The sequence below is a fragment of the Haemophilus haemolyticus M19501 genome, from assembly GCF_000222025.1.
GTDB lineage: Bacteria > Pseudomonadota > Gammaproteobacteria > Enterobacterales > Pasteurellaceae > Haemophilus > Haemophilus haemolyticus_G.
Genome location: NZ_AFQO01000008.1, coordinates 138,150 through 159,937 on the forward strand (window position 1 = coordinate 138,150; position 21,788 = coordinate 159,937).

21 protein-coding genes and 1 pseudogene are annotated in these 21,788 nt (G+C 37.2%); 11 read left to right on the top strand and 11 right to left on the bottom strand.

All coding sequences use genetic code 11. The annotated features are described in order from the left end of the window. Positions 1-10: 10 nt before the first annotated feature. The 4 genes from GG9_RS09615 to msrAB all read right to left on the bottom strand — a co-directional run bounded on the left by GG9_RS09615 (position 11) and on the right by msrAB (position 3,392). Positions 11-928, bottom strand: coding sequence for a LysO family transporter (locus GG9_RS09615; protein ID WP_005631813.1), 918 nt, complete (start codon positions 926-928; stop codon positions 11-13). A gap of 237 nt (positions 929-1,165) precedes the next feature. After that, the gene (locus GG9_RS03385) at positions 1,166-1,636 is read right to left on the bottom strand and encodes a redoxin domain-containing protein (RefSeq protein ID WP_005631815.1); all 471 of its coding nucleotides are present in this window, start codon (positions 1,634-1,636) and stop codon (positions 1,166-1,168) included. Between the two features lie 41 nt (positions 1,637-1,677). After that, a complete protein-coding gene (locus GG9_RS03380; RefSeq protein WP_005628783.1) occupies positions 1,678-2,319 on the bottom strand; it encodes a cytochrome c biogenesis protein CcdA in 642 nt (213 codons plus the stop codon). Positions 2,320-2,330: 11 nt separating this feature from the next. Next, positions 2,331-3,392, bottom strand: a complete 1,062-nt coding sequence (gene msrAB, locus GG9_RS03375) for a bifunctional peptide-methionine (S)-S-oxide reductase MsrA/peptide-methionine (R)-S-oxide reductase MsrB (RefSeq protein WP_005631817.1) — start codon at positions 3,390-3,392, stop codon at positions 2,331-2,333. Positions 3,393-3,566: 174 nt separating this feature from the next. On the opposite strand from msrAB, the gene GG9_RS03370 reads away from it, so the two are divergent. Continuing rightward, on the top strand, positions 3,567-4,430 hold the full coding sequence (locus GG9_RS03370) for a DMT family transporter (protein WP_032825094.1): 864 nt from the start codon (positions 3,567-3,569) through the stop codon (positions 4,428-4,430). Between the two features lie 95 nt (positions 4,431-4,525). On the opposite strand, the gene GG9_RS03365 is transcribed toward GG9_RS03370, so the two are convergent. The 6 genes from GG9_RS03365 to rng form a co-directional block, all read right to left on the bottom strand. After that, positions 4,526-4,699 carry a zf-HC2 domain-containing protein gene (locus tag GG9_RS03365; RefSeq protein ID WP_005631822.1) on the bottom strand — a complete coding sequence of 58 codons (174 nt, stop codon included), beginning with the start codon at positions 4,697-4,699 and terminating at the stop codon, positions 4,526-4,528. Positions 4,700-4,707: 8 nt separating this feature from the next. Beyond that, positions 4,708-5,253, bottom strand: a complete 546-nt coding sequence (locus GG9_RS03360; protein WP_032825095.1) for a sigma-70 family RNA polymerase sigma factor — start codon at positions 5,251-5,253, stop codon at positions 4,708-4,710. A 257-nt stretch (positions 5,254-5,510) separates the two neighbouring features. Then, positions 5,511-7,028, bottom strand: a complete 1,518-nt coding sequence (locus GG9_RS09705; RefSeq protein WP_005631827.1) for a YadA-like family protein — start codon at positions 7,026-7,028, stop codon at positions 5,511-5,513. A 611-nt stretch (positions 7,029-7,639) separates the two neighbouring features. Then, a complete protein-coding gene (locus GG9_RS03355; RefSeq protein ID WP_005631829.1) occupies positions 7,640-8,032 on the bottom strand; it encodes a type II toxin-antitoxin system VapC family toxin in 393 nt (130 codons plus the stop codon). Beyond that, positions 8,033-8,293, bottom strand: coding sequence for an antitoxin (locus tag GG9_RS03350; protein ID WP_005631831.1), 261 nt, complete (start codon positions 8,291-8,293; stop codon positions 8,033-8,035). It abuts the gene before it with no gap. Between the two features lie 82 nt (positions 8,294-8,375). Then, entirely contained in the window at positions 8,376-9,851 is a 1,476-nt protein-coding gene (gene rng, locus GG9_RS03345) for a ribonuclease G (protein ID WP_005631834.1), read from the bottom strand. Positions 9,852-9,965: 114 nt separating this feature from the next. Here rng and putP point away from each other — a divergent pair, with 114 nt between their 5' ends. Beyond that, positions 9,966-11,480: a sodium/proline symporter PutP gene (gene putP, locus GG9_RS03340; protein WP_005631836.1), complete on the top strand. Its 1,515-nt coding sequence runs from the start codon at positions 9,966-9,968 to the stop codon at positions 11,478-11,480. Further along, complete coding sequence (gene cmoB, locus GG9_RS03335) at positions 11,477-12,442, top strand: tRNA 5-methoxyuridine(34)/uridine 5-oxyacetic acid(34) synthase CmoB (protein WP_005631838.1); 966 nt, start codon at positions 11,477-11,479, stop codon at positions 12,440-12,442. The genes putP and cmoB overlap by 4 nt, the downstream gene beginning before the upstream one ends. A 47-nt stretch (positions 12,443-12,489) precedes the next feature. Here cmoB and cdd read toward each other — a convergent pair whose 3' ends face one another. Next, positions 12,490-13,368, bottom strand: coding sequence for a cytidine deaminase (cdd, locus tag GG9_RS03330; protein ID WP_005631840.1), 879 nt, complete (start codon positions 13,366-13,368; stop codon positions 12,490-12,492). A gap of 269 nt (positions 13,369-13,637) precedes the next feature. Here cdd and GG9_RS03325 point away from each other — a divergent pair, with 269 nt between their 5' ends. The 8 genes and pseudogenes from GG9_RS03325 to hybO all read left to right on the top strand — a co-directional run bounded on the left by GG9_RS03325 (position 13,638) and on the right by hybO (position 21,787). Next, complete coding sequence (locus GG9_RS03325; RefSeq protein WP_005631842.1) at positions 13,638-14,120, top strand: Dps family protein; 483 nt, start codon at positions 13,638-13,640, stop codon at positions 14,118-14,120. 245 nt (positions 14,121-14,365) lie between these two features. Beyond that, positions 14,366-15,247, top strand: coding sequence for a glycosyltransferase family 2 protein (locus GG9_RS03320; protein WP_005631844.1), 882 nt, complete (start codon positions 14,366-14,368; stop codon positions 15,245-15,247). A 103-nt stretch (positions 15,248-15,350) separates the two neighbouring features. Continuing rightward, a complete protein-coding gene (trpE, locus tag GG9_RS03315) occupies positions 15,351-16,901 on the top strand; it encodes an anthranilate synthase component I (RefSeq protein ID WP_005631847.1) in 1,551 nt (516 codons plus the stop codon). 12 nt (positions 16,902-16,913) lie between these two features. Beyond that, positions 16,914-17,495, top strand: coding sequence for an aminodeoxychorismate/anthranilate synthase component II (locus GG9_RS03310; protein WP_005631848.1), 582 nt, complete (start codon positions 16,914-16,916; stop codon positions 17,493-17,495). Positions 17,496-17,543: 48 nt separating this feature from the next. Beyond that, positions 17,544-17,930, top strand: a complete 387-nt coding sequence (locus tag GG9_RS03305; protein ID WP_005631850.1) for a tautomerase family protein — start codon at positions 17,544-17,546, stop codon at positions 17,928-17,930. 52 nt (positions 17,931-17,982) lie between these two features. Beyond that, positions 17,983-18,984: an anthranilate phosphoribosyltransferase gene (gene trpD / locus GG9_RS03300; protein WP_005631851.1), complete on the top strand. Its 1,002-nt coding sequence runs from the start codon at positions 17,983-17,985 to the stop codon at positions 18,982-18,984. A gap of 40 nt (positions 18,985-19,024) precedes the next feature. Then, a pseudogene (gene trpCF / locus GG9_RS03295) lies at positions 19,025-20,457 on the top strand (bifunctional indole-3-glycerol-phosphate synthase TrpC/phosphoribosylanthranilate isomerase TrpF). A 184-nt stretch (positions 20,458-20,641) separates the two neighbouring features. After that, on the top strand, positions 20,642-21,787 hold the full coding sequence (gene hybO, locus GG9_RS03290) for a hydrogenase 2 small subunit (protein ID WP_005631853.1): 1,146 nt from the start codon (positions 20,642-20,644) through the stop codon (positions 21,785-21,787). Position 21,788: the final 1 nt, after the last annotated feature.

Below are 21,788 nucleotides of genomic sequence, written 5' to 3' on the forward strand. Positions count from 1 at the left end.
TAACGCCCCATTAAATTGGAAAACTCGAGAAAAAAACTAACAACAACGGCGGTAATAAATTTGTCACCATACCAAAAGAAATGGCGATAGGCGTTACTTCAATTCCACCTGATTTTTGAATAATAGGTAATGTACAATCTAGTGCTGTTGCGCCTGTAATTCCAATAGCTGTAGAACGATAATGTTGCATAAACAGTGGAATTAAAAATAAACTCAAAATTTCACGCGATAAATCATTAAAAAAGGCAATACTCCCCTGCATCGGCCCCCAAGCATTTGTTAGCACGACGCTTGATAAAGAATACCAACCAAATCCCGATGAAAAGGCTAGACCTTGAGTAATCGGCATACTCAGAAAAAATGCTGAAATAACACCACCTACTAAAGAACTTAGGGTAAAAATTGCCCCCATCATTAAACCTTGCTTATTTAATAAGACTTCTCTCAAGGAAATACCATTGTTACGAAGCTGAATCCCGACAAAAAAGATCAATGCAATAAGCACGTAAAGATTAGAGCCATTTGGGAAATGCAACCAATCATTGCACAACCAACCTAAAATAACGCCGATAATCACCGCACTTAATAATTTAATTGAGTCCATTAACGAATGCCAACGAGAGGGCAATTCTCCCTGTAAGTAATTAACTGGCTTAGGCAAAGTGCGGTCATAAATAGCCAAGCCTAGGATATTACAAGTCAGAATGATAGCGGACAGCCCTAAAGCGGTCATACCAATAATTGGCAATTTTTGTTCTAAATGCTCTAGCTGCCCAAGCATAAACCCCATCATAAATAAAATGATGTAAAGCAATAACATCACAATTTTATTAATGAATGCCAACGCATTTTGATTCTGTATTTTGACTAAATAACCCAACATCATCGGCACAAGCACGATAAGCAATCCGTTAATAATTTCTTCCATTGTTTTCCTTTTTGTAGATCACTGCACTTTATTTAATATTCAAAGATAATCTGAATAAATATTACAGTAAAAATAAAAATTACTTATACAAGCAATAAAATCATACTGCTTATAATATATATTTTTTATCAATCTACCAAATGCTCAATGTACAAACGCCAATCTTAGATACTTTGTCTCTTTACTCTGTAAAAATGGAATATAAAAAACGGCTTAAAAATAAGCCGCTTTTCATCATTATTTCCCTGCAAAAACTTTAATTTGCTCTGCCCCTAAATGTCCTGGTACGGTTTTTTTCAGGTTTAGATCGCTATCTAAAAAGAGATTGAACGGATAGCCACGCACTCTTGCTTTGTCAATGATTTCGCCTTTTTCATCTAAAAGCACCGTGATATTTTTATATTCTAATCCCTTGTACCACTCAATAAAATCAGCGGTGTCTTTTTCGCCTTTGTGATCGGGCGAAACAATGGTAATCACTTCAAAATTGCGATCTTTTTCCGCACTTAAATCATCAATTTCAGCTAATCCTGCCAAACAAATTGGACACCAAGATGCCCACATTTTTACATACACAGGTTTGCCTTTATATTGGCTTAAAGTAACTGGCTGATTGTTTAAATCTTTGAGTTGCACGTCCGCCAAATTAGTTTGTGCAAAAGCGTTTAGGCTGAATGCCATTAGAAATATTGATAGTAGTTTTTTCATTGCTTTTTCCTTTTATAAATTTCTTTTGTTGAGGTTATGTTTTACGAAAAATTATTCGTAATCAATAAAATGCCCATCACGATAATTAAAATTCCGCCACCGATTTTAAATTTGTCTAAGTGTTTATTTAACCCTTTAGCACGTTTTAGCAAGCTGTCTGAGAAGAATGAAAATAATACAAACGGCGTTGCCAAACCTAAAACATAAACGAACATCATTGATGCACCGTAAAGTGCAGAGCCTTCATCGCCTGATAAAGCTAACACGGAAGCCAAAATCGGGCCAATACAAGGTGTCCAACCAAGACTAAACGTTAAACCAAGAACAAATGCCTCAAGTGCGGTTGATTTTCCTGATGTTTTTATTTCCACCAATTTCGTGCGTTCCAACAAACCAATTTTGAAAATGCCAAGTTGATGAATACCCAAAATAATCACGATAACGCCAGCGATAATGCGGGTAGTGTTACTAAATAAAATATTCCCTAAAAAACCAAAACTAAAGCCTAAACTGACAAATGTAAGGGAAAGCCCTAAAATAAATAAAAAAGTATTTAAGACTTTTTTACCGCCTTTACTCAAAATACCAAAATAAATTGGAATAATCGGGAAAATACAAGGCGAAAGAAAAGAAGCAAGCCCAGCTAAAAATACAGTTCCAATAAGGAGTTGCTGATCTAACATCCTACATCTCCTTATTTTTTAATGGATTGAATCAAATATCCGTATCCTGCCTTTTCCATTTCAGCTAACGGAATAAATTTAATTGATGCACTGTTAATGCAATAACGCAAACCGCCTTTATCTTTCGGGCCGTCATCAAATACGTGACCTAAATGAGCATTGCCCGCACGGCTTAACACTTCGGTACGTTGCATATTGAAGCTGTTGTCGGTTTCATAATGCACTACATCTTTAATGATCGGTTTCGTAAAGCTTGGCCAGCCACAACCTGATTCAAATTTATCATTTGAAGAGAAAACAGGCTCGCCTGTGGTGACATCAACATAAATACCCGGTTGGAAGTTATCCCAATATTCGTTACTAAAAGAGCGTTCAGTATGTTTATTTTGAGTAACGGAATATTGCAATGGTGTCAATTTCGCTTTAAGTTCTGCATCACTCGGTTTCGGATAATCTTTTTCATCAATCACAGGTTCATCTGCTTTGGTAATATCAATATGGCAATAACCATTTGGATTTTTCTTCAAATAATCCTGATGATATTCTTCCGCTACGATGTAATTTTTAATCGGTTGTACCTCAATTTGCACTGGTTTTTTATATTTGGTTTGAAGCTGGGCGAGAGCTTGTTCGATCACCGCTTTATCTGCCCCATCTTGATAATAAATCCCTGTGCGATATTGTCTACCACGGTCGTTACCTTGTTTGTTTACACTCGTTGGATCAATCACTTTAAAATAATATTTAAGCAATTTATCTAACGAAATTTGGTTTGCATCGTAAGTGACTTTTACCGTTTCTGCGTGATCGGTTAGCCCAATCATATGATAACTGGTTTTCCCCGTATTACCATTGGCATAGCCAGAAATCGCATCTTTCACACCGTGAATACGCTCCATATATGCTTCCATACCCCAGAAACAACCACCAGCAAGATAAATTTCTCGAATGTTTTGTGTATTTTCCATTGCCATTTTTTGTTCTCCAGATGATGATGTTGAATTTTGTATTGCTAAAGTTGGTGCTGCACAGCAAAGTGCGGTAATAAATAGAAATGTTTTTGATAGTTTCATTGCTTTTCCTTATGAAGTAAAAATTAACGTTACATGAGGTTAGACGGCGGATAATTCGATTTCTTACAGATTTTTGTAAAATTTTTAAAGAAATTGACTAAAATCCATTGTTATAACCAATAATAAAGCGTTAAGATGCCCAATCTCCCCCTCTTTTCTAAGGTAAAAATCTATATGCAATCACATTCCACTCCTTCGCTTTATCACAAAGCGATTAGTTTTATGGTATCAGCGTACTTTTCCATTACCTTGATGAATGTATTTGTTAAAACCGCTTCTCAAACAATTCCTGCAAGTGAAACCTTATTTTCACGATTTTTAATCGGCTTGCTTTTCTTACTTCCTTTTGTGATTAAAGATCGAGATTTTAAAGTGGATACTCATCAATGGAAATTTTTAATCCTGCGTAATGCCGCGGGTGTATCGAGTATGTTGATTAACTTTTATGTCGTGAAGTTCTTACCGCTTTCCATCACTGTCTTGTTGATGAATACCTCTGCCCTATTTATCCCGATTTTATTGCTCTTTTTCCATCAAAAAACACCGCTTAATGTGCTTTTATGTAGCTTAATCGGTTTTCTTGGCGTTTCCATTATTTTACTCACCAATCACAATGGCAATGTTGATCCTATTTATGTGTTGGTAGGATTATCTGGTGCTGTATTGGCAGGAATGGCATTTATTGGCTTACAAGAATTAAACAAATACAACACACCAAAAAATATCGTATTTTATTTTCATCTGATTGGTACATTCATGTTACCAGTCTTCTTTATTAACCAATGGAAAATCCCTAATTTATACGAGCTTGGCTTATTGCTATTAGTGGGCGGATTTGGATTGATTTTCCAATTATTACTCACGCGCGCTTTTAAATACGCACCCGCCAATATCATTACTCCTTTTGCGTTCACTGGCGTAATTTTCTCTAGCGTTTTCGACTGGCTCTTTTGGCATCATACACCTAACCTCTATTTTTGGCTCGGTGCAGTTATAATTGTGGGCGCAGTGAGTTTATTGGCGAAGCTGAAGAAATAAAACCTTTGAGATTATAAAATTCCGTGCGGATAAGTTAGAAATACCGCTATAAAGTGCGGTCAAAATAGCGGTATTTTTTAATACTTTCATCACTCTTAATGTGAATCTTTAAATTTCTTCATCATCATACTTAAGGTTTTGCAATTTCTTTGAAAACGACGGCAATGTGGGCAGGTAACTAAATGTACTTTTAGCCCCACTTTTTCTTGTATATCTAATGAACGTTCGTGCGATTCGGAAATCATTCGAGTGGCTTGGCGACAACGCATAATCTCTCCTAAAGTTTTTTTGAAAGACAGTTTTGCAACTGTAAACGTGCCCGATAAAGGGTGGTATGTAAATTAGACGAAGTTAAATGCGTTTCTTGACAAATTTCTTCAGATGAAAGCTCTAAAAACTCTCGCATCATAAAAATTTTTGCCTGTTTAGCGGGTAAACAAGTCAAACAAGTTTCAAAAATCAGCCAAAATTCATCGGAATACACAGTTTCTTCTTCGCCTTGTAATTCACTCGGGTAATATTCTGGTTTCCAATGCCCCTTTTCCTCAAAAAATGAATTATTGGTATTTTCATCTTCAAGTTCACTTTCTAAAACAAACCGCCCTTTCTGACGTAAATAATCAATAATCTTATTTTTAAGAATGGCAAAAATCCAAGTTTTAAATGCAGATTGATGCTTGAAATTATCAAGATTTTTGAATGCACTTAAAAAGGCTTCTTGTACTAAATCTTCGGCAAGATCAGCTTGATTAACTTGCAATCGTGCAAATGTCAGCATTTGAGTACGAATTTGCTGAAGCTCAAGATCAGATATAACATTCATTTTAATTCCTTTAAAACTTATATAAGAAATGAAATCCACTTCCTTTAACATACTGAGGTAGCTATTTTTACACTCAAAAAAGGAAATTTAAAATGAAAAATTTTACATTAAATCTGTTTCGCAAAGTTAAGAAAAATCTGGTGTTTAAGAAAAGAATAATTAAGACAAAAAACGAGCATTTTCGATTTAGATTAATACTAAACAAAAAATGCTCGTTTTAGATACTAATTTATCCGATTAGATTGGTTGTTTTATCCTTACCAAACCCAACCAGCTCCCATTTGATAGGAAATTTTACTGTTTTTGCCTGCATTTACGGCGATACCGCTTTTTAATGTAATATTCGCTTTTGGTGTATAGCCTACGCCAATCGCCACCGCATTACGGCTGCCATAACCACCCACCGCAGCAGAAAAACTCGCTTTTCCGACCACTTGTGGCAAGACTAAACCAGAAAGTGCGTTAGCCGCCGCTAAACCACGTTCCAATTTGCCGTCTAATTTTCCTAATTTGCCATTTAGCTCGTTAAAATCTGATTGGAAATTATGTACTTGAGTTTGCAATGTGCCTAATTTGAGATCGGTATATTGATTTGCAGTTTGTAAAGTTTGTGTATCGCCCGCTTCACGTTTAACAGCTTCTTCCATAATTTGTGAAACTACTTCATTTTTTGCTTGAACAATTTTACTATCCACACCAACAACTTTAGTTTCTACATCAGTAACTTTATCTTCAACTTGAGTAATTTTATCCTCTGTTGCAGTTATTTTATTTTCGAGATTTGTTACTTTTGTATTTAATGGGCTGAATTTTTCATCGGTATATTGTTTTGCATCTGCTAACGTTTTTGCATCGCCTGCTTCACGTTTAAGTGCTTCTGAAACAATTTTTCCAGCGGTAAATAATTTAGCACTTGCCAATGTGGCTTTATCGCCATCATCCATTTGTTTTTTATTTACAGCATCGGTATCTTTTACGGCTGTTTTTACATTAGCAATAAATTTTTCACTGCCCGACTTACCCACAGAAACTTCATTCGATCTTGTTGTTTCTGAGTTAGAACCTAATGCAACGCTATCACTATATTCAGCTTTTGCACCGTCGCCAATTGCCACTGTATAATTTGCCAATGCCTTACTTTCTTTCCCTAATGCGACAGATTTTCCACCTGAAGCATTTGCCTCTTTACCAATTGCCGTAGAACCATCATTTGCTTTGGTTTGCTTGCCAATTGCCACGGCATTATCTCCAAGGGTTTTCACGCTATATCCTAACGCCACTGTATAATTTACCTTAGGTTTGGTATTGTCAGATGTCTTCGCTTCATTTTCTTCGCCAAATACAATATTATGCTCCCCCTCCACTTTATTTTTATAGCCTGATACAACGTTGTAGGTATAATCATTTACATTACTGCTATATTTGCCTACTTCATTATAAAAACCAGACACAGTGTGATAGACACCATACACTTTATTTCCTTGCCCAAACACCTGACTTGATGCGCCTTGTACCTTATTACTGAAACCGTAAACCTGTAAGTTGCCATTGCCTCCGCCATAATCCTTTCCCGTTACAGTATTACTAAGCCCTACAACTACCGTACTATTGCCCGTTAAAGTGTTGTTATCGCCGACGATTAAATTATTAGTTGCGTGAGATAATTTAGCATTAGAAGTATCAGTACCTTTAACACCATTAATAGTATTAGTTTCTAAATTACCGATAATGATATTGTTATTGCTCGTACTCTCAGATGTACTAATATCTTTCATTCCAAAATTTTGTGAAAAGTTAGTATTTGAAGTGGTTGGGGGAGAGGTATCTGCTAAAGCTGGATTAGTGAATATTCCACCAATAATGGAGAGAGCTGTAGTTATTGTGCAAGATGGGAAGAAAAGGTTAGTGTTTGTTTGTTTGTTTGTTTGTTTGTTTGTTTGTTTGTTTGTTTGTTTGTTTGTTTGTTTGTTTGTTTGTTTGTTTGTTTGTTTGTTTGTTTGTTTACAGAATTATATAAAAACATATTTAGATCCTCACTATTATTAAATAAAAGATACTCAATTTTACGTCATATAGATTAAGATATAAAGGAAATATTGTTTTTATACATAAAAAGTGCGGTGAAAATCTTAAAAATTTTTACCGCACTTTCAATAGCAACAACTAAAACAGCTCATTCTATTACTGTAATAATCTCTGCTCCTGCATTCACTAAATTATCAATATCTTATGAAAACAGAATATTTGGACGTATAAAACACCCTAAAACGAGAACCTTTTTAGAATAAGAATACCTAGAAATCTTATTTTTAAGCTAAGAAGGAAGAAATGAAACAAAATCGACCAAATTATATAAAACTTTTGCAAAATTTGACTGTTTCGCAAGTTAAATACTACGCCAATTTTCTAAAATCAAGTTGGGGACAAACTCAAAGGCTTTATCACTCGTGACTAAAACACATTCATTGGCTAAAGCGTGAGCTGCAATCATTTGATCTTGCACGCCCATTACCTTGCCTTCTTTTTCCATTTCAGCTCTTAGCTTGCCATAACTTTCAGCGGTTTTCGTATCCCATTCTAAAATAGAAATCGCAGATAAAAATGTATCTAAAAACTGTAAAAGTTGCAGATTATTACGCTTTGCCACACCATAAAATAATTCAGCGGCGGTAACAGAAGAAATACAGAGGATTTCAGGATTAAGCTGTCTTAATCGTTCTACCACAGAAGGTACTTTACGGAAAAAATAACTCACAGTATTCGTATCTAACATATACATTTAAAAGCCCTCAAAAGGATCTCGCGTTGCCACTTCTTGCTTACGTTCTTTTTCCGATAAAAAATCTTCATCACATTGAATTGTAGGTAACAATTCGAAAACTTTCTGCCAATTTTGCTGGCTACGAGAACGAGTTGAAAGCGTAATATCGCCATTTTCTTCTTTGAAAACATAAATTTGAGTGGCATCAAACTCAAATTCCACAGGTAAACGAACGGCTTGATTGCGACCATTTCTAAATAAACGTGCAATTTTTTCCATTATGCTCCTCCTTAAATATATGCTTTAGTATATGCCAAAATACTAGCCTGAACAAACACGATTAAATTTAACCGCACTTTAGTTACATTACCACCACATCAAACTGTTCTTGGTTATAAAACTGTTCTGTTTTTACTTTTACTCGTTTGCCAATAAACATTTCCACTTCTGGTAGCAAACCGTGAGATTCTTCGTTAATAAGATATTCTGAAACCGCTGGCGAGGCGTAAACAACAAATTGTTCACTACTGAATAAATGATAAACCCGAATAATTTCACGCATAATTTCGTAGCAAACTGTCTCGACAGTTTTCACTCGACCACGTCCATGGCAAGTTGGGCATTCATCGCATAGCACATGCTCAAGGCTTTCACGAGTTCTCTTACGGGTCATTTCTACAAGGCCTAATTGCGTAAAGCCATTCACATTGGTTTTCACACGATCTTTAGAAAGCGCATCACATAAAGATTCCAACACTCGATTACGGTGTTCATCTGTTTGCATATCAATAAAATCAATAATGATTATGCCACCCAGATTACGTAGTTGTAATTGCTGTGCAATGGCTTTAGTTGCTTCAATATTGGTATTGAAGATGGTTTCTTCTAGATTACGATGCCCCACAAATGCGCCTGTATTAATATCAATGGTAGTCATTGCTTCTGTTTGCTCGATAATCAAATAGCCGCCCGATTTGAGATTAACACGTTTATCTAAGGCTGTTTGGATCGCATTTTCAACCCCATACACATCAAAGATAGGTTGGTTACCAGAATAAAGAACAAGTTTATCGCTTAATTCAGGCATAAATTCATCAGTAAACTCTTTCACTTCGCCAAAGCAAAGTTTAGAGTCGATACGAATTTTTTCTAAGTTTGTGCCGATAAAATCACGCAAAATGCGTTGCGGAAGTGCAGGCTCTCCGTAAATTTTTGATTTGGTTGGATATTTAGATTTACGCTCTAAGACTTTACGCCACAAGCGTTTTAAAAATTCAGCATCTTGACGTAATTCTTCTTCGCTTGCCCCTTCTGTGGCGGTACGAATAATAAAACCGCCAAGTTCATCACAAAATGGTTCAACCAAGGCTTTTAAACGGGCGCGTTCTTCTTCGCTTTCAATGCGTTGTGAAACGCCTACGTGGCTATTTTCCGGCATAAAAACAAGATAACGCGATGGCAATGTGATGTCTGTGGTTAAACGCGCGCCTTTTGTACCTAACGGATCTTTTACCACTTGTACAACAATATCCTGCCCTTCTCGTACTAATTCTGAAATACTCTTAACTTTAAATTGCTTTTGTTCATTTTCATCTACACATTCCGTGTGAGATACAATGTCGGCAGCGTGTAAAAAAGCCGCTTTTTCCAAACCAATATCGACAAAAGCAGACTGCATTCCCGGTAGCACTCGAGTGACACGACCTTTATAAATATTTCCGACAATTCCTCGTTTAGCTTGGCGTTCAATATGCACTTCACGCAACATTCCTGTTTCGACTAGCGCAATGCGTGTTTCGTTAGGCGTTACGTTCATCAATAACTCGACAGCATCCATTTTATATTCCTAATTTCTTAAATTTCATCAAATATTTAGTCTAAATAGAATAATAGCCCGAAATAAGGTAAAATGCACCCTTTCTGAAATTTTAACCCATTTTGGACTTATAAAATGTTTGGATTCGACCCAACTCTTGTTACTTTTACTATTTATATTTTCGGGATGTTGCTGATTGGCGTACTCGCCTATTATTACACGAATAATTTATCAGATTACATTCTCGGTGGACGTCGTTTAGGCAGCTTTGTCACGGCAATGTCAGCTGGTGCTTCAGATATGTCAGGTTGGCTTTTAATGGGCTTACCGGGTGCGGTCTATTTATCAGGCTTGGTAGAAGGTTGGATTGCTATTGGTTTAACTATCGGGGCTTATTTTAACTGGCTTTTAGTGGCTGGTCGTTTGCGTGTTTATACAGAATTAAATAATAATGCCCTCACTCTCCCAGAATATTTTCACAATCGTTTTGGTTCATCACACAAATTATTAAAACTTGTTTCTGCTACGATTATTTTAGTGTTTTTTACTATTTATTGTGCTTCGGGTGTCGTGGCAGGTGCAAAATTATTCCAAAATATATTTTCTGTAGAATATTCCACCGCACTTTGGTACGGTGCAGCGGCAACCATTGCTTACACGTTCATCGGTGGTTTCCTTGCGGTAAGCTGGACAGATACCATTCAAGCCACATTAATGATTTTTGCATTAATTTTAACCCCTGTTTTTGTGTTATTAAGTTTCGCCGATACCGCTCAATTTTCCGTCGTATTAGAACAAGCTGAAGCAGCAGTCAATAAAGATTTCACGGATTTATTTACTTCTACCACACCACTTGGTTTATTAAGCCTTGCCGCTTGGGGATTAGGCTATTTCGGGCAACCGCATATTTTAGCACGCTTTATGGCTGCAGACTCTGTCAAATCACTTATCAAAGCACGCCGTATTAGTATGACTTGGATGGTGCTTTGCTTAGGAGGCGCAATTGGCATTGGCTTATTCGCTATTCCGTATTTCTTTGCAAATCCAGCTATTGCAGGCACAGTTAATCGCGAACCAGAACAGGTTTTTATTGAATTAGCTAAACTTTTATTTAATCCTTGGATCGCAGGCATATTACTTTCAGCTATTTTAGCCGCTGTAATGAGTACATTAAGTGCGCAATTATTAATTTCTTCTAGCTCAATCACAGAAGATTTCTACAAAGGTTTTATTCGCCCTAACGCATCTGAAAAAGAGCTCGTATGGCTTGGAAGAATTATGGTGTTGGTTATTGCCGCACTTGCTATCTGGATCGCACAAGATGAAAATAGCAAAGTATTAAAACTTGTCGAATTCGCTTGGGCTGGTTTTGGTAGTGCATTTGGCCCCGTTGTACTTTTCTCTCTTTTTTGGAAACGAATGACATCATCGGGCGCGATGGCAGGTATGCTGGTAGGCGCAGTAACAGTATTTGCTTGGAAAGAAGTTGTTCCAGCTGATACCGATTGGTTTAAAGTATATGAAATGATCCCTGGTTTTGCTTTCGCCAGCCTTGCAATTATTGTTATTTCATTGCTGTCCAGTAAACCTGAACAAGATATTCTTAATACCTTTGATAAAGCAGAAAAGGCTTATAAGGAAGCAAAATGATCGATTTTCGCCCTTTTTATCAACAAATTGCGACCACAAATTTATCGGACTGGTTAGAAACCTTACCGCACCAATTAAAAGAGTGGGAAAATCAAACTCACGCTGATTATGCGAAATGGAGCAAAATTGTTGATTTCCTACCTGATTTACAAGCTGACGAAATCGATCTAAAAAGTGCGGTAAAATCTGACCGCACTTTTCCCCTTTCAACAGGAGAAAAACAACGAATTATCCACCATTTAAAGCAATTAATGCCGTGGCGAAAAGGGCCTTATCATCTTTTCGGTATTCATATTGATTGTGAATGGCGTTCTGATTTTAAATGGGATCGTGTTCTTCCTCACTTATCGCCATTGCAAGGTCGCACTATTTTAGATGTAGGCTGTGGCAGCGGTTATCATATGTGGAGAATGCTAGGGGAAGGTGCAAAAATGGTCGTAGGGATTGATCCTACCGAGCTTTTCCTTTGCCAATTTGAAGCAGTACGCAAGCTACTTAATAATGATCGTCGAGCAAATCTTATCCCCCTTGGTATTGAGCAAATGCAACCATTAGCGGCATTTGATACGGTATTTTCAATGGGCGTACTCTATCATCGTAAATCCCCATTAGATCATTTAAGCCAGCTGAAAAATCAATTGGTAAAAGGTGGCGAATTGGTATTAGAAACCTTAGTGGTAGATGGCGATGTCAATACTGTACTTATACCAGCAGATCGCTATGCAAAAATGAAAAATGTTTATTTTATCCCCTCTGTCGCTGCACTAATCAATTGGCTAGAAAAAGTTGGCTTTACCAACGTACGTTGTGTTGATGTAGCGACAACTACATTAGAAGAACAGCGTAAAACTGGTTGGTTGGAAAATGAAAGCCTGATTGATTTCTTAGATCCAAATGATCACAGTAAAACCATTGAAGGTTATCAAGCACCGAAAAGAGCGGTAATTTTAGCGAACAAATAAAAAAGGGATTAATCCCTTTTTTATTTTCCATCAAGAATCTTGCATACTTACAAAGAATGGTACTCTAATTTCACCGATGTTAATGTAGAAAGTAGCGCTTCAGCCATCGTTTTATGGCTTAGTTTTAATGCTTTTTCAGCCATCACAATTCGCTCAATATCAGTCAATTTTTTATCATTTAAATAAGCAAAATTAAGTGCAGTTTGCAACGCTGGCAAACTCGGATTAAATGCAGCGTTTTCTGCATAACGTCCTGTCACCACATCGCCATTTTTAAATAAAATCGCAATGCCATGCGGGCTATTTGAATAAGGACAATGAGATTGATTTGCCGCCAAAATAGCTTGATTAACCAAATCATCTTGGTGATCAGCCACTAAATCATGATTTTCTTCCGCTAAAAGATGAACCGCAATATCGAGATCTTTCGGTCCAAACGCATCCGGTAAATAAGAATGCAATGGATTATTTTGGCTATGTGGCAAATGAATTGAAATTTTTTCAGCACCATGCAATTCATTCATAAATTGACGACAATGCCCGCACGGCGTGTAATTGACCACCATGTCTGAAATACGACGTTCATTACGCAACCATGCATGAGAAATTGCACTTTGCTCTGCATGAATTGTTTGCTGAATAGCTGAATTCGAAAATTCTTGATTCGCACCAAAATAAAAATCACCTTGTTCACCAATAGCAATGGCTCCCACATTAAAATGAGAAATAGCGGTATGGCTATAAGTCGCCGCAATCGGCAACAAATGCATAGCTAATTTTAATGGCGTAAGTTTAAAATCACGACAAAGCTGCTCCACTTGGGAACGATTTAAAAAGCCAGCCCAATTTTGCAAACGAATTTCATCAACAATCGCTTGATTGAGTGCATCATCTTGTGGCAATGCGTGCTTAATAAGTTCTTGCATAAGACATCCTTAAAATATTAAAAATTATAACTGCACTTATTAAAGCAAAATTTACTGTTAGCCGCGACCCTTTACTAAAGTATTCCTTATAACTGTGATCCCGATCACTTATTTTGATAGTTTAAATTTATTACAATTTATTAACATATAGTCAAAGGCTATCAATTTTATTGAATAGAACAATTTCACAGCAAATTCTAGAAACGTATAATACCCATATCAAAGGCAGGGCATTAGCTCAATTATTCAACTAGAAAAAGGAAATTATTATGTCAAAAACATCTATCGGATTAGACAAAGTTCAATCAGCAGAATTAGCCAATAAACTTAACGAATTACTTGCAACCTACCAAGTATTCTATACTAACGTACGCGGTTACCACTGGAACATTAAAGGTGTAAATTTCTTTGCATTACACGCAAAATTTGAAGAAATCTACACAGATTTAATCACCAAAGTTGATGAAGTGGCTGAACGTATTTTAACTTTAGGTTACACACCAGATAATGCATATAGCCAATACTTAAAAGTATCTCGTATTAAAGAAGATATTGCAGTAAGCGGTGCACAAGAATGTTTATCAGGCACATTACAAGGCTTAAAAACATTACTCGACCAACAACGTGAAATTCTTGCTCTTGCAGGCGATGCTGGTGACGAAGGTACTGCATCACAAATGAGTGACTACATTAAAGAACAAGAAAAATTGGTGTGGATGTTCCAAGCAGCTTGCCAAACTTGCCATGCTTAATGGGTAAATTTCAGCTCTAACGAAAACTAACCTGCAATCTATCTAACTTAACAAAGTTAGATGTATTTAAGAACCAAGTTCTACTTTTCTAAGAACTTGGTTTTTTTATTTTAAATTGAGTTTACAAAAATAAAGTGAAAAAAATCTCATAAGTGCTATCATCCGCCGACTTTATATTTTTCCTCGCATACATTTAAGAGCAAAAAATTAAGTGTATTTTGTGTTAGTCAAAGGTTATTGTAAAAATGAAAGGAATTTATACTGATGAATTATCCAACCAACCAACCAACCAACCAACCAACCAACCAAATAGTAAAACTGTTGCGGTAGTTACTTCAACAATTGGTCGTCCAGAATTAACACTCGCTATTGAAAGCGTGCAAAATCAAACTTATCCATGTAAGCATTATGTATTTGTCGATGGCAATATTTTCTGGGATAAGGCTAAATCTATATTAGAACAATTCCCTGATGTGATTCCTATTTACTTACCAATGAATACAGGAAAAAACAGAATCCTTAACGGAGCCATTAATGCTGCTGCAGCTTTCCTTGTTGAAGAAGACATTATTTGTTATTTAGATGATGACAATCAGCTACGAGAAGATCACGTAGAAAGTTTAGTAAAAGTGATTGAACAAGGTGCTGATTTTGCTTATTCCTTACGATCTTTTTACGATTCAAATCATCAATTTATCTGTCATGATGATTTTGAATCACTCGGAAATTGGACTACAAAAAGCGATATTTTCGTAGATGTTAAAATAGAAGATATTCAGCAACAAATACATTTTAATTTTAACGGAATCAATGCTCATATCGATACCAATTGTTATGCCGTGCCTCGCGAAATAGCGCAGAAAGCTGCACATGGTTGGCATACTCCATCTATCGGTGATCGAGGATTTTTGTCTGCTTTAAAAAATTTGGGGTTAATGGGACAAACCTCTGGAAAATATACTGTCAAATATACCGTAGATTTTAATAAATTAATCGTTGCTCGTAGTTTTTTCCCTCAATTAATACTATCAGATGAAATAAATGATCATATTTCTGCCGGCATATTAAAGCTGATTAATCAGCAAAATATTGAATATTACAGAGGTCGCCCTTGGGCAAAGGAATAAAAGTAAACATTTTTCATCAAAAAACATAAAAAATTAAAATTAGGCTTGACTTATCTCTTTTGCACTAGTTTAATAGTACAAAAGTTTTCTAAAGGATATCAATATGCAAACTCAAGCCTTTATTGCGATGACAGCTCAACCCATTCCCTATTATGCTGACACCACCGCTATTTTTAATACACTTTGCCAACCTAATTCAAATTCTCTTCTACTCGACTCTGCCGAAATCGGGAGTAAAAATAGTTTACAAAGTCTTATCTTAGTCAATGCGGCGGTTAAAATAACCTGCTTAGGTCACAACGTCACATTTAAAGCATTAAATGAGAATGGAAAACAAGTTCTAAAAGAAATTTATCCAAAATTAACCGCACTTGGAAAAGTAAGTGCGGTCAATTTTGAAGAGGAATTTTCTGTACAATTTTCGCCACTTGATAATCAACTCGATGAAGATAGCAAATTACAGTCTGCCACTATTTTTGATGGACTGCGTATTATTTCTAGTCTTTATCAACATAGCCAAACGCCTATTTTTTTAGGCGGATTATTTGCTTACGATCTCGTCGCAAATTTCATTCCAATGGATGGCATTACATTGCAAAATGATGGTATCAACTGCCCTGATTACAGTTTCTATCTTGCCGAACACCTCATTACTATCGACCATCAAAATCAACAAGCGACACTAAAAAGTTTCTGTTTTGCTCAAGAAGAACAAGTCAATATTGCCAAAACCTCGCTTTCTATAGCACAAAAACTAAAAAATATTGATCACGTTCTTTCTATTAAAGCAGCAAGTGATGAAGTTAAAACAAACTTTGACGATCCTGAATTTACTGGCATTGTGAAAGCCTTAAAACACCATATTAACATTGGTGATGTATTCCAAATTGTGCCCTCTCGCCGTTTCTCCCTTGCTTGCCCAAATACATTAGCCAGTTACGCTCAACTCAAACAAAATAATCCAAGCCCTTATATGTTCTATATGAATGATGAAGACTTTATTTTGTTTGGTGCATCACCAGAAAGTGCTCTGAAATATGAACCAGAAAATCGTCAGTTAGAAATTTACCCTATCGCAGGTTCACGCCCTCGTGGTTTTGATGCTCACGGCAATATCGATCCTGAATTGGATGCTCGTTTAGAACTAGAACTTCGCCTTGATCACAAAGAACAAGCGGAACATCTGATGTTGGTTGATTTAGCGCGTAACGACATTGCTCGAGTTTGCCAAAGCGGTACGCGTAAAGTAGCTGAATTAATGCAGGTGGATCGCTATTCTCATATCATGCATTTGGTATCTCGTGTAGTGGGTAAATTACGCCCTGAGTTAGATGCGCTTCACGCCTATCAAGCCTGTATGAATATGGGCACATTAACTGGTGCGCCAAAAATCAAAGCAATGCAGCTTATTTATCAATTTGAGCAGCAAAAACGCCATAGTTACGGTGGTGCGGTGGGTTATCTCACGTCCGATGGACATTTTGATACCTGTATCGTAATTCGTTCTGCTTTTGTACAAAATGGAATAGCTCATGTACAAGCGGGTTGCGGCGAAGTGTTAGATTCTGATCCACAAATGGAAGCTGATGAAACACGCCACAAAGCCGCGGCTGTCTTAAAAGCAATTCGTCAAGTTAATACACAAGCAAAATAGGGAAGAATTATTATGGCTAATATTTTATTTTTAGATAACTTCGATTCCTTCACTTACAATCTTGTGGATCAATTCCGTGTGTTGGGTCACAACGTCACAATTTACCGCAATGACTGTGACTTAGAAAAACTGGTAGAAACCGCACTTAATACGCCTGATACTATTCTTGCACTTTCTCCCGGGCCAGGAACACCATCAGAAGCAGGGATTTTACTCCCATTGATCGAACGCTTAAAAAATCAAGTACCGATTATTGGAATTTGTTTAGGCCATCAAGCATTGATTCAAGCCTTTGGCGGGAAGGTTGTTCACGCTGGCAAAGTATTGCATGGTAAAGTTTCTCGTATCACCCATGATAATCAAGCCATGTTTAAAAATCTTGCTAATCCAATTCCTGTGGCGCGTTATCATTCTTTAATGGGACAAAATTTACCAAAAGAATTTATCGTCAATGCGGAATATAATGGCATTATCATGGCAATTCGTCATCGCGATTTACCCATTTGCGCATTCCAATTTCACCCTGAAAGTATTTTAACTGTGCAAGGTTCGCAATTATTACAACAATCAATTGAATGGTTGTTAAATAGATAAGACACCAAAAAGTGCGGTGATTTTTAACCGCACTTTAAAGGAGAAAAAATGATCACCGTATTCGGACTTAAATCCAAACTCACACCACGTCGTGAAAAACTGGCAGAAGTCATTTATAACAGTCTCTATCTCGGCTTAGATATTCCGAAAGGTAAACACGCGATTCGCTTTTTGTGTTTAGAAAAAGAAGATTTTTACTACCCTTTTGATCGTAGCGATGATTACACGGTCATCGAAATCAACCTGATGGCTGGTCGTATGGAAGGCACAAAAAAACGCTTGATAAAAATGCTATTTAGCGAATTAGAGTACAAACTTGGCATCCGTGCTCACGATGTGGAAATTACGATTAAAGAACAGCCGGCGCATTGCTGGGGTTTCCGAGGAATGACAGGCGATGAGGCGCGCGATTTAGATTACGATATTTATGTTTAATAAAATATAGAAAATTAACAAATCCATATACAAAGAAAAACAGGAATAGACTATGCAACACAACCAATTATTAGAACAACTTTATAGCGGACATTCACTTTCAACCTCAGAAAACACCGCTCTTTTTAATGCAGTCATCCAAGGTGAACTTTCCAATGAACAAATTGCTGCAATGCTTATCGCTTTAAAAGTGCGGGGAGCAAATACTGAAGAAATTACTGGCGCGGTTGCCGCCTCATTACAAAATGCCAAAGCATTTCCACGTCCAGATTATCCTTTTGCGGATATTGTAGGAACGGGTGGTGATGGACAAAACACCATTAATATTTCTACTGCCAGTGCAATTGTTGCAGCATCAATGGGAGCAAAAGTGGCAAAACATGGCAATCGTAGCGTGTCGAGTAAATCAGGTGCTAGCGATGTATTAACGGCACTTAGTGTTAATGTGAATGCTACACCAGAGCAAGCTCGACAAGCATTAGATGAAATAGGTGTCTGCTTTTTATTTGCTCAACAATATCATTCTGGTTTCCGTCATGTTGCACCTGTCCGTGCCGCTTTAAAAACGCGCACTATATTTAATATTTTAGGTCCGCTTATCAATCCTGCCCGCCCGACTTATCATTTACTTGGCGTATATGCGCCTGAATTAGTGAAAACCTATGCTGAAACTGCGGTTGCCTTAGAACATCAACATTCCTTTGTTGTACATGGTTCTGGCTTAGATGAAGTCGCATTACACGGTGAAACACAAGTGGCAGAAATTAAAAATGGCAAAATTGAATATTTCACTTTAACGCCTGAAGATTTTGGCTTAAAAACGCAATCCCTCGAGAGTCTTCGCGGCGGTGAACCTCAAGAAAATGCTCAAATGCTCACCGCACTTTTACAAGGCAAAGGAATATCTGAACATGCAAATGCTGTCGCAGCAAACACAGCATTATTATTGAAATTATTCGGTCATGATGACTTAAAACAAAATGTGCAAAATGTGTTGGCTCATCTAGCATCAGGTAAAGCGTTTGAAACATTACAAAAATTAACCACATATTAATAAAAAGCTAATTTGATACACCACAATAAGAAGAAAAATGATGATCACTCAAGATTTTACCAAACCCATTGATTCCGCTACGGTGCTACAAAAAATCGTCTTAGACAAAGCACAATGGGTTAAAGCAAAAAAAAGGAATTTCCCCTTTCTCAGTTTAAACAAAACATTCAAAAATCTGACCTCTCTTTTTATGATGCGTTAGCAAAAGGTACGCATCAAAAGCCTGCCTATATTTTGGAATGTAAAAAAGCCTCCCCTTCCAAAGGATTAATTCGTGCTGAATTTAATTTGGAAGAAATCGCCAATGTGTATAAACATTATGCCTCTGCTGTATCTGTGCTGACAGATGAAAAATACTTCCAAGGGAATTTTGAGTTCTTGCCTTTAGTTCGCAATATCGTGAGCCAACCTGTTCTTTGCAAAGATTTTATGATCAGCGAATATCAGGTTTACCTTGCTCGCTACTATCAAGCTGATGCGATTTTATTAATGCTTTCCGTGGTAAATGATGAAACTTATCGTGTACTGGCAGATCTTGCACATTCTCTTGGTATGGGCGTATTGACAGAAACCAGCAATGAACAAGAATTTGAACGTGCCCTTGCGCTTGGTGCGAAAATTATTGGTGTCAATAATCGTAACTTGCACGATTTAACTGTGGATTTAAATCGTGTTGTTGAACTCACTGAAAAATTCTCAGATCGTATCCCTGCTGATGTACGTATTATTAGCGAATCAGGCATTTACAATCACAAGCAAATTCGTCAATTACAAAAAGTGGCGCATGGTTTCTTAATTGGGAGCAGCTTAATGGGCAACCAAGATTTGAATAATGCGGTTCGCTCAGTGATTTTTGGAGAAAATAAAGTATGCGGTTTAACACGCGCGCAAGATGTCAAAATCGTTTACGAAAATGGTGCGCTTTACGGCGGATTAATCTTCGTAGAACATTCAAAACGTTGTGTGAGTTTACGCCAAGCACAAGAATTGGTAACCGCTGCTCCACTTCGATTTGTTGGTGTTTTTCAGAATCAAGAAATTGACTTTATCGTAAAAATAGCCAACCAGTTACAGCTTTATGCAGTGCAATTACATGGTGTAGAAACTGAAGCATTTATTACCGCACTTCGCCAGCAACTCCCCGAAAGTACACTAATTTGGAAAGCGATTTCAGTCAATATCGAATCCCAAAGTGCGGTCGATTTTACAGATGATTTGAATGTGAATCGTTATATTTTTGATAGCCAAACAGCAAACCAGCAAGGTGGTACTGGAAAAACCTTTGATTGGTCATTAATTCCTGAAAATCTTAAACACAAAATTATTTTAGCTGGAGGCATCTCAGCAAATAATGTGGAACAAGCCATTGCACAAGGCTGCTTAGGTTTAGATCTTAATTCAGGGGTAGAAAGTTCTGCGGGCGTAAAAGTTCAAGAAAAAGTGCGGTTAGTTTTTGAAAAAATTTGTTCTTAATCCAATCTAAGGCTGTATTCTACAGCCTTTATTTTTGTTCTTTTTCAATTAAATAAGAACAACTCTCAAATACGATAACATTCCGTTCACAATTTGGACATACTTCTGTTATAAATTCTTTATTTTTTAAAACATTTATCATTGCGCAATTTCCACAATAAATGTGTGTCTTTGGAGTGATACTATGAATAATCTGGATGGCGTTTTTTCTGCGTTGGCAGATGTTTCTCGCCGAGATTTTATGAAATTATGTACCGCACTTGCGGCTACGATGGGGTTAAATTCTAAAGCTGGTGCAGAAATGACGGCGGCAATGACCAGTCCAGCACGTCCACCAGTGCTTTGGATTGGTGCGCAAGAATGTACTGGCTGTACCGAATCTTTACTGCGTGCAACCCACCCAACTGTTGAAAATCTCGTGCTAGATTTAATATCCCTTGAATATCACGAAGTGCTTTCTGCCGCATTTGGTGAACAAGCGGAAGAAAATAAACATAATGCTATCCATAACTATTACGGCAAATATGTGCTTGTAGTGGATGGTTCTATTCCAATTAAAGACGGCGGTGTTTACTGCATGGTGGCAGACAAACCAATTGTGGAACATATTCGTGAAGCCGCAAAAGGTGCCGCAGCTATTATTGCGATTGGGTCCTGCTCATCTTGGGGCGGTGTTCCATCTTGCGGTGGCAACCCAACAGGTGCGGTTAGTCTTTCTGAAGTTTTACCAAAAGGCACACCAATTATTAACATTCCTGGTTGCCCTCCTAACCCACATAATTTCTTGGCAACCGTTGCCTATATCATCACTTATAAAAAATTACCAGCAATGGATAAATTAAATCGTCCATTATTTGCTTATGACCGTCTAATCCATGAAAACTGTTATCGCCGACCGCACTTTGATGCAGGCCGTTTCGCAAAAGAATTTGGCGATTATGGTCATCGTCATGGCTGGTGTTTATACCACTTGGGTTGTAAAGGGCCCGAAACTTATGGCAATTGCTCTACACTAGAATTCTGTGATGTTGGCGGCAATAACTGGCCAGTGGGTATCGGACATCCTTGCTATGGCTGTAACGACCAAGGCATCGGCTTTACTAAAGGCATTTTCCAATTAGCGAACGTTGAAAATCCAACGCCACGGGTGGAAAAACCAGATGTGAACAATGTTGAAGGCGAAGGAGCCTCAATGACGGCGATTGGTCTATTAGGTGGTGCTGCAGCCATTTTAGCGGGTGTCAGCGTTGTAACATTGAAAGAATTAAGCAAACAACATAAAGCGAACAAAGCTGCAGAAAATCAAGCCAATCAAGATCAAGGACATTAAA